Annotated in this window: 19 protein-coding genes; 12 read left to right on the top strand and 7 right to left on the bottom strand. The window is 44.3% G+C overall.

The features are described 5' to 3' along the window. Positions 1 to 188: 188 nt before the first annotated feature. Together DWW10_RS17350 and DWW10_RS17345 are read right to left on the bottom strand one after the other, a co-directional pair. Positions 189 to 506, bottom strand: a complete 318-nt coding sequence (locus tag DWW10_RS17350; RefSeq protein ID WP_118421996.1) for an LbetaH domain-containing protein — start codon at positions 504 to 506, stop codon at positions 189 to 191. 8 nt (positions 507 to 514) lie between these two features. Beyond that, a complete protein-coding gene (locus tag DWW10_RS17345; RefSeq protein WP_118421995.1) occupies positions 515 to 1423 on the bottom strand; it encodes a helix-turn-helix domain-containing protein in 909 nt (302 codons plus the stop codon). Between the two features lie 246 nt (positions 1424 to 1669). Between DWW10_RS17345 and DWW10_RS17340 the strand changes: the two genes are divergently transcribed. From DWW10_RS17340 to DWW10_RS17290, 12 genes are all read left to right on the top strand, one after another. Continuing rightward, a complete protein-coding gene (locus tag DWW10_RS17340) occupies positions 1670 to 2338 on the top strand; it encodes a flavodoxin (RefSeq protein ID WP_118421994.1) in 669 nt (222 codons plus the stop codon). 40 nt (positions 2339 to 2378) lie between these two features. Continuing rightward, on the top strand, positions 2379 to 3518 hold the full coding sequence (locus DWW10_RS17335; protein ID WP_118421993.1) for an NAD(P)-dependent alcohol dehydrogenase: 1140 nt from the start codon (positions 2379 to 2381) through the stop codon (positions 3516 to 3518). A 32-nt stretch (positions 3519 to 3550) separates the two neighbouring features. Continuing rightward, a complete protein-coding gene (locus tag DWW10_RS17330) occupies positions 3551 to 4720 on the top strand; it encodes an iron-containing alcohol dehydrogenase (RefSeq protein WP_118421992.1) in 1170 nt (389 codons plus the stop codon). Between the two features lie 18 nt (positions 4721 to 4738). Further along, positions 4739 to 5248 carry an MFS transporter gene (locus tag DWW10_RS26105; RefSeq protein WP_182021452.1) on the top strand — a complete coding sequence of 170 codons (510 nt, stop codon included), beginning with the start codon at positions 4739 to 4741 and terminating at the stop codon, positions 5246 to 5248. Beyond that, entirely contained in the window at positions 5131 to 5985 is an 855-nt protein-coding gene (locus DWW10_RS17325) for an MFS transporter (RefSeq protein ID WP_259320500.1), read from the top strand. Before DWW10_RS26105 ends, DWW10_RS17325 begins: the two co-directional genes overlap by 118 nt. A gap of 127 nt (positions 5986 to 6112) precedes the next feature. After that, the gene (locus tag DWW10_RS17320; protein ID WP_118421990.1) at positions 6113 to 6946 is read left to right on the top strand and encodes an SDR family oxidoreductase; all 834 of its coding nucleotides are present in this window, start codon (positions 6113 to 6115) and stop codon (positions 6944 to 6946) included. Positions 6947 to 6967: 21 nt separating this feature from the next. Beyond that, on the top strand, positions 6968 to 7573 hold the full coding sequence (locus DWW10_RS17315; RefSeq protein WP_118421989.1) for a flavodoxin: 606 nt from the start codon (positions 6968 to 6970) through the stop codon (positions 7571 to 7573). Positions 7574 to 7813: 240 nt separating this feature from the next. Then, entirely contained in the window at positions 7814 to 8407 is a 594-nt protein-coding gene (locus tag DWW10_RS17310) for an RteC domain-containing protein (protein WP_118421988.1), read from the top strand. Positions 8408 to 8718: 311 nt separating this feature from the next. Further along, positions 8719 to 9903 (top strand): iron-containing alcohol dehydrogenase, encoded by a 1185-nt coding sequence (locus DWW10_RS17305; RefSeq protein ID WP_022393662.1) that lies wholly within the window; start codon positions 8719 to 8721, stop codon positions 9901 to 9903. A gap of 98 nt (positions 9904 to 10001) precedes the next feature. After that, complete coding sequence (locus DWW10_RS17300) at positions 10002 to 10520, top strand: hypothetical protein (protein ID WP_022393663.1); 519 nt, start codon at positions 10002 to 10004, stop codon at positions 10518 to 10520. A 12-nt stretch (positions 10521 to 10532) separates the two neighbouring features. Next, entirely contained in the window at positions 10533 to 11471 is a 939-nt protein-coding gene (locus DWW10_RS17295; protein WP_118421987.1) for a DUF1848 domain-containing protein, read from the top strand. Positions 11472 to 11559: 88 nt separating this feature from the next. Further along, positions 11560 to 12438 carry a VIT1/CCC1 transporter family protein gene (locus DWW10_RS17290; RefSeq protein WP_022393665.1) on the top strand — a complete coding sequence of 293 codons (879 nt, stop codon included), beginning with the start codon at positions 11560 to 11562 and terminating at the stop codon, positions 12436 to 12438. A 254-nt stretch (positions 12439 to 12692) separates the two neighbouring features. Here DWW10_RS17290 and DWW10_RS17285 read toward each other — a convergent pair whose 3' ends face one another. The 5 genes from DWW10_RS17285 to DWW10_RS17265 form a co-directional block, all read right to left on the bottom strand. Beyond that, positions 12693 to 12893: a hypothetical protein gene (locus DWW10_RS17285; protein WP_118421986.1), complete on the bottom strand. Its 201-nt coding sequence runs from the start codon at positions 12891 to 12893 to the stop codon at positions 12693 to 12695. A gap of 12 nt (positions 12894 to 12905) precedes the next feature. Next, positions 12906 to 13997 carry an NAD(P)H-dependent flavin oxidoreductase gene (locus DWW10_RS17280; RefSeq protein ID WP_007209894.1) on the bottom strand — a complete coding sequence of 364 codons (1092 nt, stop codon included), beginning with the start codon at positions 13995 to 13997 and terminating at the stop codon, positions 12906 to 12908. A gap of 150 nt (positions 13998 to 14147) precedes the next feature. Beyond that, entirely contained in the window at positions 14148 to 14432 is a 285-nt protein-coding gene (locus DWW10_RS17275; protein WP_007209893.1) for an RNA recognition motif domain-containing protein, read from the bottom strand. Positions 14433 to 14809: 377 nt separating this feature from the next. Next, positions 14810 to 15349, bottom strand: a complete 540-nt coding sequence (locus tag DWW10_RS17270; RefSeq protein ID WP_022393667.1) for a GNAT family N-acetyltransferase — start codon at positions 15347 to 15349, stop codon at positions 14810 to 14812. 12 nt (positions 15350 to 15361) lie between these two features. After that, positions 15362 to 16369, bottom strand: a complete 1008-nt coding sequence (locus DWW10_RS17265; RefSeq protein WP_061434524.1) for an HPP family protein — start codon at positions 16367 to 16369, stop codon at positions 15362 to 15364. Positions 16370 to 16406: the final 37 nt, after the last annotated feature.

The raw sequence follows: 16406 nt of genomic DNA, 5'->3' as shown, positions 1-16406 counted from the left end.
ACGGGGAACAATCGCTCCTCCGAAGTCGGGCGATTAGAATGAAAACACAATATTGATAGGAGAAAACAAAGCGGCGTTGATGAACTTCATGAACACATTGAAATGTATCGTAAAACCGAGAATATCGGATGAATCCCAAATGCAGAATGTTCAATTGGGAAACAGTCGCCTATAACGGCGGCTGTTTTTTATATACGTTTAATCACTTTAGCCGGATTACCACCCACTACCGTGATGGTAATACCTCCGGCAGCCATGAAGAGCGAATTATTCATCACTACCACATTCCGGCCTATTTTTACGCGATTGCCTCGTACCACTGTCAGAGGAGGCATAATACGACTTCCCTCACCTATGTTCCCCATAAAGAGTTCCGACACAAGCCGATTATATTCTTCGGTCATAGGCATGGTGTGGTTAATCTTAAAACAAAGTTGCGCACAACGAATCCCTTCGGCATGGTCGGCCTCTTCAGGCTTGCGCATATCGATTCTAAATTCTTCCATATTCGTATTTACGCTGTTATTGCCTGCCCTTTATAATCATTCGGAGTTTGTCCCACCACTTTTTTGAACAACCGTGTGAAATGTTGCGGGTATTGAAAGCCCAATTCATAGGCAATTTGGCTGATGGATTTTTCCGGATTCAAGATACGTTCTTTGGCTATATCCATAACCTTGAACTGTATGTATTCTTGGGCTGATTTTCCGGTCTCTTTTTTTATCAAGTCTCCGAAGTAATTGGGCGACAAGCATAACTCACTCGCACAATACTTGACTGTCGGCAGACCGTCTTGTTGTGCTTTTCCCGACTGGAAATAATCATCGAGTAACATTTCAAAGCGGGTCAGCACATCGTGATTAACCCGCTCCCGTGTGATAAACTGCCGTTCGTAAAAACGCAGGCAGTAATCCAGCAACAGTTCGATATTGGTCGCAATCAGCCGTTTGCTAAGACGGTCGATAGCGTGTTCCAACTCGTTCTGAATCTTCTCCAGACAGTCGAGAAACAATTTCCGCTCCCGTTCCGACAGATGCAAGGCTTCATTCACCTCGTATGAGAAATAGGAATACTCCCGGATATTGCGACCGAGCGATGTTCCCCGTATCAGTTCCGGATCGAAACAAAGCGCCCACCCTTGAGGCTGAAAAGTCTCTCCCGTGTCTTCCACCCCGATTACCTGTCCGGGAGCAAGACACACGACAGAGCCTTTCCGGTAATCGTAACGCTGGCGTCCGTAAACCAACTCGCAATTCTTCTCGTCTTTCAGGAATACGACATAAAAACTGAAAGTGTGTTTCATGTGCTTCATCGGCTTCGCTTTCGACAAGTCGATTACACTCACCAACGGATGCAAGGTCTCCACACCCAGCATATCATTATATTCTGTAACGGTTGTAATATTCAATAGTTCTTTATTCATTGCTTTGTTATTTTTCTGACGGCAAATATAAGAATTACATTGTTTGCCAATATCATAAAAAGGTCAGAATCCGTAATTTCGGTAAGAGAATCCGTAATCCGTGTAAGACGTTGGATTGTTGTCGTAACACTTTGAAATTATGAACGATAACAATCTGTAATTTCGGTAAGCCAATCTGTAATCCGTTTAAGTTCCATCCCAAAGAACCCGGTTAATTTTGCAGCAGAATAATAAAACAAATCAGTTATGAAGAAATTCCTTATTGTAGTTTTCAGCTTATTGTCCGGCTTCGTCTTTACTTCCTGCGGAGGGGATGATCCGGTTGCAGATTCTACCGACTTTTCGGGAACAGAAACTCCCGATACGCCGAATGATGACCCGGATAACCCCGGTATCCAAACGGGTAAAATCCTGATCGTCTATTTCTCACGAACGGGATATAATTATCCCAACCAGTGGCTCGACATCGGACATACTGCCCGTGTCGCAGGTTATATTGCAGACTTGACGGGCGGAGACCGTTTTGAAATTCTTCCGGTTGTTCCCTATCCGGACAATTATCAGGAAACAGTCGCCATAGCACGGGAAGAGTACGATAATGATGCCCGTCCTGCCATTCAGAACAAGATAGAGAATCTCGATGATTACGATACCGTTTTTATCGGAAATCCTATCTGGCATGGAACAGCACCGATGATTATAAGGACATTCTACGAATCTTATGATCTGGCCGGTAAAGTGCTGATCCCTTTTTCTACCCATGCGGGCAGTGGCTTGGGCGACAGCGAACGGTTGGCACGGAACTATTATCCGGATAATACCGTATTAAGCGGTCTTGCCGTGCAGGGAACCGACTCTTTTAATGCGCACGACGATGTGGAAGCATGGCTCGAAAGAATCGGTATTATCGAATAAGAAAACAGAATAAATATATAAAGTAAAAATAAGTATTCGTATGAAAACCAAGATGATTTTAATAACAGCATTAACATTTATAACCATGAGTATGTTTGCACAAAACAACGACGGACGTATTCCGGCTAAAGGATTCGCCGTCTTCGAGGAGAAAGGGCATTTTCAGCCTTATAATTTCAGCCGACACGCCGTCGGCGATAATGACATTCAGATTGATATATTGTATGCCGGAATCTGCCATAGCGACCTGCACCACGTGTTCGCCGACTGGGGTGCGGAGGAATACCCTATGGTTCCCGGTCACGAAATAGCGGGTCGTGTGGTTGCAGTAGGTAAAAATGTAACCCGCTTCAAGGTCGGTGATTATGCCGGTATCGGCTGTATGATCGGTTCATGCCGCCACTGCGATGCCTGCGAGCATGATTTGGAGCAGTACTGCGAGGAAGGAGCCATCATGACTTATCACGGTATAGACCGTTTCAACGGCAATGAACACACGCAAGGCGGATATTCCGATACCTATGTGGTAGCCGAGGATTTTGCCATACGGATACCTGAAAATGCGGACATCACCAAAGTCGCCCCGTTGCTTTGCGCTGGAATCACCTCCTACTCGCCGATCATGCAGGCCGGTGTCAAGAGAGGCGATAAGGTCGGCATTGCCGGTTTCGGCGGTTTGGGGCACATGGGTGTCCAGTATGCCGTATCGCTCGGAGCTGAAGTGACGGTATTCGACATCACCGAAGAAAAGCGTGAGGACGCCATGCGTATGGGAGCCTCCCGGTATGTGAATGTAAATAATCCGGAAGACTTGAAAGGACTGGACAGAACCTTCGATTTTATCCTATCGACCATTCCTGCCAAATATGATCCGACCATGTATATGAAGATGCTGAAACTCAACGGCCAGTTTGGGATTGTCGGGTTGCCTGCGTTTCGCAATATGCCGTCTTTGTCTGTTGCAGACCTTATATTTCAGGGGCCTCGTAAGGTATTCGGTTCTCAAATAGGCGGTATCAAGGAAACACAAGAGATGCTGGATTATTCCGTAGAACACAATATCTATCCGGAAGTAGAGGTAATCAAGGCCAACGGTGAAGAAATCGACAAGGCTTATCAAAACGTATTGGACGGTAAGGTCAAGTTCCGCTATGTGATAGATATGCGTACAATGAAGTAAAAAGAGTATTCACCTATCAAAAAAAGAAAATTATGAATAGTTTTATATATGACATTCCTGTCAAAGTTTATTTCGGAGAAAACCAGTTGCAACATCTCGGTAAAGAGTTAAGCAAGTTCGGCAAACGTGTATTGCTGACTTACGGTGGAGGTTCTATCAAGAAAACCGGATTGTATGATACCGTCATATCCGAAATTGAAAAAAACGGCTTGGAAGTATTCGAGTTATCGGGTATAGAACCCAATCCCCGTATCGAATCGGTAAGAAAAGGTGTGCGGATTTGTAAGGATGAAAAAATAGACGTGTTGCTGGCAGTAGGTGGCGGCTCCACATTGGATGCCACCAAATTTATGGCAGCAGGAGCTTGTGTGGAACATGACCCGTGGGATTTTCTTTCGGAGAACTGGGCGCCGATTGAAAAAGCATTGCCGGTTATAACGGTATTGACACTGGCTGCCACCGGCTCGGAGATGGATGCCGGTGGCGTCATCAGTAATCCGGAGACACAAGACAAGATCGGGCGGTTGGCTCCGCCCATGCTTCCGAAAGTATCGTTTCTCGATCCGACCCTCACCTATACGGTCAGTCCTTACCAGACAGCCTGCGGTGCGGCAGACATGATGTCGCATATCATGGAAGTATATTTCAACATGGAACAAGACCTCTACATGCTGGACTACTTTATGGAGGGTATGATGCGTACCATCATCAAGTATGCACCGATAGCCATGCGGGAACCGGAGAATTACGAAGCCCGTGCTAACCTGATGTGGACTTCCTCGTGGGCTATCAATGGATTCGTGAATGGTGGTAAACGGCAGGCATGGAGTTGCCATCCGATGGAACACGAGTTGTCTGCCATTTATGATATTACTCACGGGCTCGGTCTCGCCATACTCACGCCCCGTTGGATGGAGTATTGCTTGGATGAAAGCACCGTTTCCAAATATGTACAGTTCGGGGTAAACGTGTTCGGTATCGACGAAAGACAAGAACCGATGGTTATTGCCCGGCAGAGCATCGAAAAGCTATCGGAGTTCCTGTTCGGCACACTGGGGTTGAAGCGTACTTTCACCGAGGTCGGCATCCGTGCCGAAGATTTTCCCGTGATGGCGAGAAAAGCCTGTGGCAATGGTGTGTTACCCGGATTCAAACCGCTTGCACAAGAAGATATAGAGCGAATTTTTGAAATGTGTCAATAGAGAGAAAGGAGGCAGAGTATGAAAAGTCATAAAACCATCGGTTTTCATTACGGTTATGTGATCGTGGGATGCTGTTTCCTGATCATGTTTGTCATTGTAGGATTGGTAATGAGTTGCGCGGGCATTTTCTACAAGCCGGTCAGCGAGGAATTAGGAGTCGATGTCGGTAAATTCGGATTATATATGTCGCTGAATTTTCTGCTTTCCACGCTGACACTCTCTTTCGCCGGGAAACTGTTGGAAAAATACAGTGCCCGTGTGATCCTTACTCTCTGTTCTGCGATGATAGCCGCCACTTTCATGATGATGTCGCTGTTCAGTGCCGTGTGGCAATTCTATGTAACGGGAGCCGTATTCGGTATAATGCTGGCTTTTTTACTCTATCTCGGATTTCCCACTCTGCTGAACCGTTGGTTCAAAACCCGTATGGGGTTTTTATCGGTATTTGCAGTGCCGGTTCCGGTATCGGGGGCGTACTGTTCAATCCGCTGGCGGGATTCCTTATTACGGAATATGGCTGGCGCATGACATACTTGATATTCGGAATTATAATAATGGTGATTGTTACTCCGATCTTGGGATTGCTCCTGCGCGACTATCCCGAAGACAAGGGACTGAAACCTTATGGAGAGGCCGAATTGTCTGACACTGTTCCCTCTCGATCAGACGGTAAACAATCCACGGGAGATGGAGTCGAGTATGCCCATGCTGTCAGGATGCCCATCTTCTACGGGTTGATAGTATTCGCGTTTCTAATGAACGCGACGGCAACGCTTAATGTGTTCGTTCCGACGTATATGCAGGAAATTCTGTTTTCAGTGGAGCAGGCATCGTTTGTAGCCTCCGCGGTTATGGTTGGTGTCACGGTCGGCAAAGTCTTGCTGGGAATGATAAACGACCGGAGTACGTTGTATGGTATTCTTACAACCATCGGACTGGGTATATCAGGCTTGGTGCTGTTGTTGATGGGGCACATCGGGATAACACTTTCCATTATCGGCGGTTTCCTTTTCGGTTGGGCCTACGCTGGAGTGACGGTACAGACACCGATGTTGGTACGTTCTGTTTTTGGCAATAAGAATTATGCCCAGATTTACTCCAACGTGTCGATGGCTATCGCCATAGGCGGGGCTATCGCTGCCGGGGGCTGGGGACTTTTAGCCGATGCAACTTCCTACGGTTTTATCTTTATTGTGGGAATCGTATTCCTCGTGTTATCCGGTAGTATCGGTTTATTTGCCCTGTATATACGCCGTAAAACATGAGACGACAAGCAGCCTGACAATCTGTAATTTCGGTAAGATACTCTGTAATAGGGTTAAGGTCGGGCAAACGGTAATACCGTAATTTTGTAATTACTAAGAATAATAATTAAAGTAATAGATTTTGAAAATGAAACAAGATGTAATGATATTGACCGGAGCCGGTCAGATCGGTATGGCAATAGCCCGTCGCATAGGCTATGGAAAGAAAATAGTCGTGGGTGATAAGAAGATGGAAAATGCGGAGGATATTGCCCGAATCATGAATAATGCCGGGTTCGATGCAATACCCGTTGAAATGGATCTTTCATCCAGAGCATCCATATTGAGCCTGATTGCCGAGGCCCGGAAACACGGTGAGATTTCGATGCTTGTCAATGCGGCGGGCGTATCGCCATCGCAGGCTTCGATGGAGACCATATTGAAAGTGGACTTGTACGGAACTGCCGTTTTGCTTGAAGAAGTCGGTAAAGTTATCAAAGAGGGCGGTGTCGGCGTTACGATTTCCAGCCAGTCGGGATACCGGATGCCTGCACTCACTGCCGACGAGGACGAGCAACTGGCCTGCACACCGACAGAGGGATTGCTCTCGCTCGATATTCTTCAACCTCAAAATATCCGGGATACGCTGCACGCTTACCAGATGGCCAAACGCTGCAACGTGAAACGTGTAATGGCCGAGGCCGTGAAATGGGGCGAACGGGATGCCCGTATCAACTCCATCTCTCCGGGGATTGTCGTAACCCCGCTGGCATTGGATGAGTTCAACGGGCCGCGAGGTGATTTTTACAAGAATATGTTCGCCAAGTGTCCGGCAGGGCGTCCCGGTACGGCGGATGAAATAGCTAACGTTGCCGAGCTGCTGATGAGTGACCGGGGAGCGTTTATCACAGGAGCCGATTTCCTGATCGATGGCGGCGCCACGGCATCCTACTTTTATGGAGCGTTGAAACCCGAAAAATGAAATGATTGAATCAATGGAGTTATGAAAAATATAATATCAATTTTAATGATGCTTTGCGCATGTGCGTTTACCGTTCATGCGCAGGGTAATACGTCTCAAACAACAGATATGAAAAATCGTAAGAAAGTGCTTGTGGTTTTCTTCTCCCGGACAGGTGAGAACTACGCGGTGGGAAATATCGAAAAGGGAAATACCCATATCATTGCCGAAATGATTGCGAAAGAGAGCGGAGGCAAGTTGTTCCGGATAGAAACGGTCAAGCCTTACCCGGATGAGTACAAGGCTTGCGTGGAGATAGCGAAAACGGAGAAAGAAAACAATACACGCCCGGAAATAAAAGGCGATGTGAAAGTCGAGGATTACGATATTATCTTCTTGGGGTATCCCAACTGGTGGGGAGATATGCCGATGGCAGTCTATACCTTTATCGAGAAGCATAATTGGAACGGGAAAACTGTCGTTCCGTTCTGCACGCACGAGGGCAGCGGGCTGTCGGGTACGGAACGTAAACTGAAAGATGCTTGCAAAGGAGCTACGGTAAGTGCAGGGCTTGCCATAAAAGGCACAACCGCACAAAACTCGCAGTCACAAGCACTGAAAACAGTACAGACGTGGTTGCTAAAATGAGTTTTGATAAATCTGTTATTAGATAATTTATAATTCTTATATAATCCAGAATAACAAATATTTAACTGTAATAGAAAAATGAAGAATAAAAGCATATTCTCTCTACACAAAGCGATACAACCTATTCGGCGAAAAATAAAATAGCAGATAGCTGTTCGCTTTATAAGAAATAAATCTCCACCGAGTCCCACTTCAACAAACTCGAAGGAACTGATTTATTTACTTATAAAACGAACATTTATGACCCATCATATCACGACGGATCATTTGGTAGAATCCGCCACCCAAGCCGTCACGGAAGAACTGTTCCGCGACTTCGATAACACGCTCCGCACCCTCTGCGACGAAGACGACGACCGCAAAGCCGTTTTTCGCACCCTGCGTTATGCGCGTATCCGCCTGCACGTTTTATGCGGCTATATCTCGAAAGAGAAAACGCTGGAGAGTGATACTCAAATTCGTTTCCTGCATATCGTCATAGGATATATTGACACGGAGCTGGAGATCTTGAATCGCTACGGCGATACTTATCCGCCGAAACCTCATGTATGCAAACGACGTTGGACGGGAGCTGTGGTCGAAATAGTCGAGTTGATATACGCCTTGCACGAGATGAAACGTATCGACAACGGGGAGATAACCATGAGCGAACTGGCCGGATTCTTCGGCGAGTTGTTCGGCATTCGTCTCGATGCACGAAGTTTCTATGACGCTTATACCGACATCAAACGGCGCAAGGGCGAGAGCCGTACCTATTTTCTCGACAAGTTGCGCGAACGCCTGAATCTGCGGATGCAACGCGACGATGAAAAAGAACAGGAGCGGCGACGCTGATTAAATAATGCGGATGGAAGATTCTGTCCGCATTTTGCATTAACACAGTCGTCGATTTTGCTATTTCCAAGAAAAACGCTATATTTGCATAGAGTTGTTCGACGAGATGCAAAGCGCAGCAGTTCAGCGCAGTTACACGGTTGCCAAATCGTTACCGACAACTTTCTTAATCTCCACTCTACGCTGTCATTCAGACAGATACATTAAAGTTTCTTATCCTCGGCAAAGATAATGAAAAGTTATAGTTTCTATGAACCTTTCTACCTTCAATATGCTTATCTTTGTATCAGAATAGAAAAACAAAATTGACGATGAAAGACTTTATTTACTATGCACCCACACAGGTTGTGTTTGGAGCATTATCGGAAGATAAAACAGGGAAATTGGTGAAGCAATATGGCGGCACTAAAGTCCTGATACATTATGGCGGACAGAGTGCGGAGCGTTCCGGTTTGCTGGATAAAATATGCCGGGCATTGGAGGCGGAAGGTATTGCTTACGTAAAACTGGGCGGGGTGGTTCCTAACCCACGTTTGTCGAAAGTGCACGAGGGCATTGAACTGTGCCGAAAAGAAAAGGTTGATTTCATTCTTGCTGTAGGTGGCGGTAGTGTGATCGACTCTGCGAAGGCAATTGCTTTCGGTGTACCTTATGGGGGTGAAGTCTGGAATTTCTATATGGGACGAGCCCATGCGGAAGCTTGTCTGCCGGTTGCTACCGTGCTGACAATTCCTGCTGCGGGAAGTGAAATGAGTAACAGTACCGTGATAACCAATGAGGACGGTGATTTGAAAAAAGGTTATTCCAATAATCTGTGCCGTTGCAAATTTGCTGTGATGAATCCGGAACGGACTTATACATTGCCCAACTATCAGACAGCTTGTGGTGTAACGGACATTATGATGCATACTATGGAACGTTATTTCTCTCATGATGACGATATGACGGTGACTGATGCCATTGCTGAGAGTATTCTCCGTACGGTAAAAGATAGCGTTTTTGAAGTACTGAAAGAACCGGAGAATTATGTACATCGTGCCCAAATTATGTGGGCAGGTAGCTTGGCACACAATGATTTGACGGGATGTGGAACAACCGGTGACTGGGCAACACACCAGCTTGAACATGAACTGAGTGCATTATTCGATGTAGCACATGGTGCAGGTCTGGCAGCTCTTTGGGGAAGTTGGGCACGGTATGTCTACAAAGAGAATGTAACCCGTTTCGCTCAGTTTGCCGTGAATGTGATGGGTGTAACAAATGATTTCAAATCACCCGAACATACCGCTTTGGCAGGCATTGAAGCCATGGAAAATTTCTATCGCGCAATTGGGATGCCGGTTAGTATTTGCGAGCTGATAGGACGGCAGGCCACTGACGAAGAAATTAAACTCATGGCAGATAAATGCAGTTCCGGTGGTAGTGTAACAACCGGAAATTTGAAGGTTTTACATCGCGATGATATGGAAAATATCTATCGCATGGCAAATAGATAATGGATTTTTTATTGTTTTTCTGACAAATACTTGTTATCTTTAGGGGCATATATCAAATTGGGGGGTAGTAAAAAAGTCCTGACCCACAGGCAAAGAATATGAGAATACATTTTGAGATTAGAGAAAAACTACCTGAAATTATCGAAGAGATCCTGAATTGTGAGAGATGGACAACTTTAGTAAAAGAGGATATTTCAGGCAGAAAGTTGGTTGTCATCCGTGATCCGAATTACAATTCGGAGGCGACAGTAGAAATCTATGCCCGCGAGATTACCATCAAGACGGCATGGTCAAACTACACGTATCGCTTGTTTGTTTTGGGCGATAATGTTTGGTGTGAGTACAATGGTGCTTATCGCGGACTGTTGGAACAAAATCTATTGCCTACCATCACTCCCAGAGAAGGTTTGTTGGAATCTGAGGTATTGGATAGCTCTTTGTACGGGAGTGAAAAGAGGAAACTCAGAGAGTATGCTGAAGACAACTTGAAACTGAAAAAATTCCGACGCGAGAACTTTAATGAAGATCGTACAGGTGTGGCTCATTTTGACCATCCCAAGAGGGTATATGACGAATTCATTAAAGAAGATTACGTGGCCCCATCTTCCGACGAATAGCGAGATAGGAAGATGATCATCAGTGCCAGTCGCAGGACGGATATACCTGCTTTTTATTCGGAGTGGTTTCTCAACCGGATAAAAGAAAGGTATGTTTTGGTACCTAATCCGTATAATCCTAATATGATCAGCAGGGTCAGTCTGGACCCTGCTGTCATTGATTGCATTGTCTTTTGGACGAAGAATCCTGCACCGATGATTGATAAACTGGACAGATTGCAGGACTATAAATACTATTTCCAGTTTACACTGAATCCGTACGGAACGGAACTTGAAAGTAAACTGCCACCACTTCAAAAGCGTATAGATACATTCAAACGCCTTTCTGATAAGATAGGAAGGGAGAAAGTGGTGTGGCGATATGACCCTATTCTTACGAACGAACAATACACAGTTACTTTCCACCAAGACAAATTTGCAGAAATGGCATTTGCTTTGCATGACTATACTGAAAAGTGTATGCTGGGCTTTATTGATCATTATCCGCATGTGCGTTCCTTTCTCCGTGAATTTCATATCGAGCCGTTGATAAAGGAAGATATCGATGCCATGGCCATTTCATTTAAGAAGACTGCGGATGAATGTTCGATGGAGTTGGATACTTGTACAATGAAGGTCGACTTATCTCATTTGGGTATTTCGGGTGGAGTGTGCGTTGACAATAGGTTGATTGAACGAATTGTCGGATATCCTATTATTGCCCGTAAAGATAAGAATCAGCGGGACATTTGTCGTTGTGTGGAAAGTATTGACATCGGCACTTATGAAAGCTGCCTCAATGGCTGCATTTATTGCTATGCTATTAAAGGTAATTATAATACGGCGAAATTTAACCGGAGTAAACACGATAAGGATTCTCCGATGCTAATAGGAGAAGTGGATAAGGACGCAGTGATTAAAGAACGGGAAATGAAGAGTCTGCGTACCGATCAGCTTTCTATGTTTTATTAAAAAATCATTCTGACCGGAAACAATTATTGCTTGGATTGTTGTACCTGATAAATAACTTATAATTTAGTGTATCCTTAAAATAAAGAGCATGGAGAAAGAGACTAAGCAAGAATTGATCAAAAAGATGATTGGCTTTCAGAAAGAGGAAATAACATCGAGTATTATATACCGGAAGTTAGCGGCAAAGGAAAAGGATCCTCATAACCGGGAGATATTGCAACGTATTGCAGAGGATGAAAGTAGGCACTACGCCACACTACGAGGCTATACTCATCAGGATGTCAGTCCTAATCGTTTTGAAATCTGCTTTTATGTATGGTTAGTGCGTCTGCTGGGTGTTACGTTTGCCGTTCGTCGTCTGGAACTGGGAGAGAAAGAAACGAGTGGGGTATATTCCCAATACCCGAGTATGGAACACTTTGCCGAGATGGCGCGGGATGAGCAGCACCATGAAGAAAAGCTTATTGAAATGATAGATGAGGAGCGCTTGCAATATATGGGTTCGGTGGTCCTAGGGCTAAATGATGCCTTGGTGGAGTTTACCGGAGCATTGGCAGGTTTCACGCTGGCGCTGAATGATACGAAACTGATTGCGCTGACCGGCAGCATTACAGGGATTGCAGCGGCACTTTCTATGGCTTCTTCCGAATACCTTTCCACTAAATCAGAAAAGACTCATAATAAGCGTCCGGTTAAGGCAGCTATTTATACGGGGATAGCTTATATCATAACCGTAGTGGCTTTGGTAGGTCCGTTTATCTTATTGTCAAGTCCTGTTCTGGCTTTATGCATCATGCTGGTGATGGCGTTGCTGATTATTGCCTTTTTCAACTATTATTATGCCATTGCCCGTAATGAAAGCTTTAAACGCCGTTTCACGGAGATGGCGGTGTTGAGCTTCTCCGTGGCCGGAATCAGCTTTCTGATAGGTTATTTGCTGAAGACAGTGACGGGAGTAGGGGGATAGGCATATCCGGATCCGGACTCCCTTTAGATATCCTCAGTGTACAACTGACTGCCCGAACGAAATTTACTTTTCATGAAACGTACCAGTGATGCCGGATGATGGATACTCTTGAAGCCTATAAGGCTTACACCTATGAATGGGCTATGAATAATGCTGCAATAAGTAGGCTGTTGATAGGAGAATGATTTAAAAAGCCCTGAAATGCGAAACTTCAGGGCTTTTGTATTTTGTCAACCGATGAAAAATCAACTGAATTATATTTTGGAACTGTGCAGTTTTTTATAGAGTTCTACACGTTCGGCTATTTCAGCTTGAGATAGATTGGCCGGAAGCTCAATTGTTGTTCGTGGAGTAATTGCTACAAGAATAACTTCTCCAACTTTTTTCTTATGCTCTTTAAGAGCGTTTTCTGCTAACTGATTGGTCTCTGGTCGGACAATACTCTTTTTCATCATATTGAATTGTTTTTAAGTTTTCATTTTCGCTGGGGCTAATTGGCAGGTTGCTAAAAGGAACTCATTGTTCAATGTGGTTATCACTTCTTTTACGCTGCGTATTTTTTCGGAGAGAAAAGCATTGCTGCCTGCAAATGCATATCCTCTTTTCATATTTCCTTTGGCCGCATTATACAGTGCTTTGATGATGCAGTAAGGACTTTTCTGATAGTCACACGTCTTGATGCAATGGAACGAGCAACATTTGGGCTTTTCCTGTCCTTTCTCTACATTACGGATAAATTCTCCATCAATGGCTCGTCCGGGCATTCCTACGGGACTTTCGATAATAAGAACGTCTTCAGGTTTAGAGTGAATATAAACCTCTTTGAAGGTTTGTGAAGCATCGCACTCTTGAGTTGTTACAAAAATGCTTCCCATTTGTACGGCCGAAGCTCCCAATTGCATGAATCGTGCAATATCTTCGCCTGTAGAGATTCCACCTGCGGCAATTACAGGAATATCTTTTCTTTCCTTATAGCTCATTGCAATTGCTACAACTTCGGGTATCAAGGATTCCAAAGCGTATTTCTCATCTTGTATTTGTTCTTTCTTAAAGCCCAAATGTCCTCCGGCTTTAGGGCCTTCTACTACTATGGCATCGGGTAAATAATCAAAGTTCTTCTGCCATTTGTCGCATATAATCTTGGCCGCTCTTGAAGAAGATACAATGGGCACCAACTTCGTTTTGCTTTCCGGTGTCAGGTATAGGGGTAAGTCGAGCGGAAGTCCTGCGCCGGCAAAGACTACGTCGATTTTTTCGCTTATGGCAGTGCGTACCATCTCTGCATAATTGGAAAGGGCCACCATGATATTCACTCCGATGATTCCTTTTGTTTTTTGGCGGGCTTTTCTGATTTCCTCTTTGAGTCCGCAAATGCACTTTTCGGTATAGTCGCCTTTGCCTTTAGGGTATAGCAGGCCTAAACCTGCACATGAAATAACACCAATGCCGCCTTCGTTGGCTACGGCTGATGCCAGGCCGGACAATGAAATTCCGACTCCCATTCCACCTTGTATGATAGGTGTTTTTATCTCTATATTTCCAATAAAAAATGGCTTCATAAAACTGATATTGTAATAAGACTGTAAGCGGATAAATATACTTCCGGGTATTCTATTCGTTTAGCGATGTTCTTTTCTTTGTATTGCTGTTTTAGTTGAAAAAAGCAAGAACAGAAGATCTGATCTCCTGTTCTTGTTGTAGGGTAGACATTAATAACGTCTGGAATTATAACCGTTGTTACGGGGTCTTTCTTCACGAGGACGTGCAACGCTTACTGAAATAGTTTTCTGATCGTATTCTGCTCCGTTAAGTTCATTAATTGCCTTTTGTCCATCTGTATCGCTTGTCATTTCGACGAAACCAAATCCTCTGGATCTTCCCGATTCTCTGTCCATAATAACTTTAGCTGAAGAGGTCTCTCCATACGCTGAGAATAATTCGTTCAAGTCAGCATCATTTATGCCATAGCTTAAACCTGAAATGTAAATGTTCATTTGAAATTTTAATTAAATAAATATTAAGTAAGAGTGAGGGGATAATTAAAGGAGAGGTCTGCTTAATAAGATATAAAAAGGAGAACTATACGATAACGATTCGTAACTCAAACCGCGACAAAGGTAATACAATAGTTGGGAATGGCAACTTTTAATTCGTAATTTGTTAATAAAAAAGTGATAATTGTTTTTTATTAGCATTTAGAAAGGCTATGGTATATTGCACTTTTCTTTAAAGGTGAAAATCCTTTCTTTTTCAGGGCTACACCCTTTCTCCCGGATGGCTACACCTTTTGGGGTAAAGGGTGTAGCCATTCGGGAGAAAGGGTGTAGCCCTTTTTAATGTGCCTTACAGGTACTCGTGGACGGTATATTGACTATATATTTATCAAGGAGATCTTATACAGTACATGTCTGCATAAAGGATGGTCGGGACTGACCAATGGATGATCAAACTCTTTGCTTTTTACCATACCTATTTTTTGCATCACGCGTTCCGAACGTTTGTTTGGGAGTGAGGTGAAAGAATATAAATCTTTCAGTCCCAATGTCTTTTTTGCATATTCCAGACAGGCTGAAGCCGCTTCGGTAGCATATCCCTGATTCCATACTTCGGGAATCAGGCGCCAACCTATCTCTACGGCCGGGGAAAAATCTACGTCGAACGTAATATCATGTAACCCTACATAACCTATAAACGCATGGTTTTCTTTCTTTTCTACTGCATACAACCCATATCCTCTGGATGCGAATTCCTTCCGGATGCGATAATAGAAGTCGAGTGTTTCCTGATAAGATAGCTTTTTGAGAAAGAATTCCATTACTTGATCGTTGCTATTTAATCCGGCAAAGACAGGGATGTCTTCTTCTTTCCAATCACGTAGAATCAGACGCGGGGTTTCCATGTATGTATTCATCTTGTTCTTAATTTATTCGATTTGTTTTTTTCGCTTTTTACGGTTCATATATTCACGTAGTAGGGTTGGGGTGGCACAGAAGATGAGTTGTGCCCGATTCCATTTATAGCATTTTTGAAAGACAACCATGGCAATGGTTATGAATAAGGCTGCTCCGATAGAAGCCTCTAAAGGTAACCAGCCCAGATTCTCTTTGGGTAATAGCATAGGAATGAACGCCAGTGCTCCGGCAGGAGCAAAGAATTTCCCTGTCCATTCGAAGATGAGGAATAGGATAGCCGCAATGGTTAAAGCAACGATACTTTCCGGTAGATGAAGATGGTGGTGACCGACAATTTGAAGTACAGTGCCCAGAGTGGCTGCGGTAGTCAGAAAGAGAAATACTTGTGTAGGGCGATTTCTGAATCCTGCTTTGGAGTTTACCATTTCTACAAAGGTCACCATGAGTGGGGGCAATATGAGATAGGGGTAATCCATGCCGACGGCCAATTCGGCCAAAGCACCTACAAAACAGAATAATATCAGCCATCTGATGATATCTTCCTTGCCGGGTTTTCTGTCGACAGGTTTAGGCATCCGGTTACGTATTCCGCATTTTTCCAAGATGATTTGTACAAGCACTACTGACACTGACATTGAAAAGACTGCTATCGGATAAACAATACTTTCCGTATGAAGCAAAACGGGCAATACGCAAGCTGATATCAAAGGAATCAGTGTAGCGCGACTGATTAAAAGGGAAGCACCTGCAAAAGCAAATGCAGCGCATAGATTGACCACATAGGGCAGGGGTGAATAACGAACAATGCAGATACCGACTGCTGCTCCAAGAGTCATAAGCAGGATGATTTGCCAACGTTTTACATTCCATACCCGCTTATCGATAATTAACAGGCCGATGATCAACGCTGTCATTTCCGGAAACAGAATTTCCTTTTCATTGGTCCATTCGGCTAAACCGACCATCATCAGGATCATCACCAGCGATATCAGATACCTTGTCAGTTTTCTGTGTTCCATTTTATAATCTTGAATTTTGGGCACAAAGTTAAGGGAA

It is taken from the genome of Bacteroides intestinalis, assembly GCF_003464595.1.
Lineage (GTDB): Bacteria > Bacteroidota > Bacteroidia > Bacteroidales > Bacteroidaceae > Bacteroides > Bacteroides intestinalis_A.
Note: the sequence above shows the minus strand (reverse complement) of the source record. Positions and strands in the feature narration are given on the sequence as shown.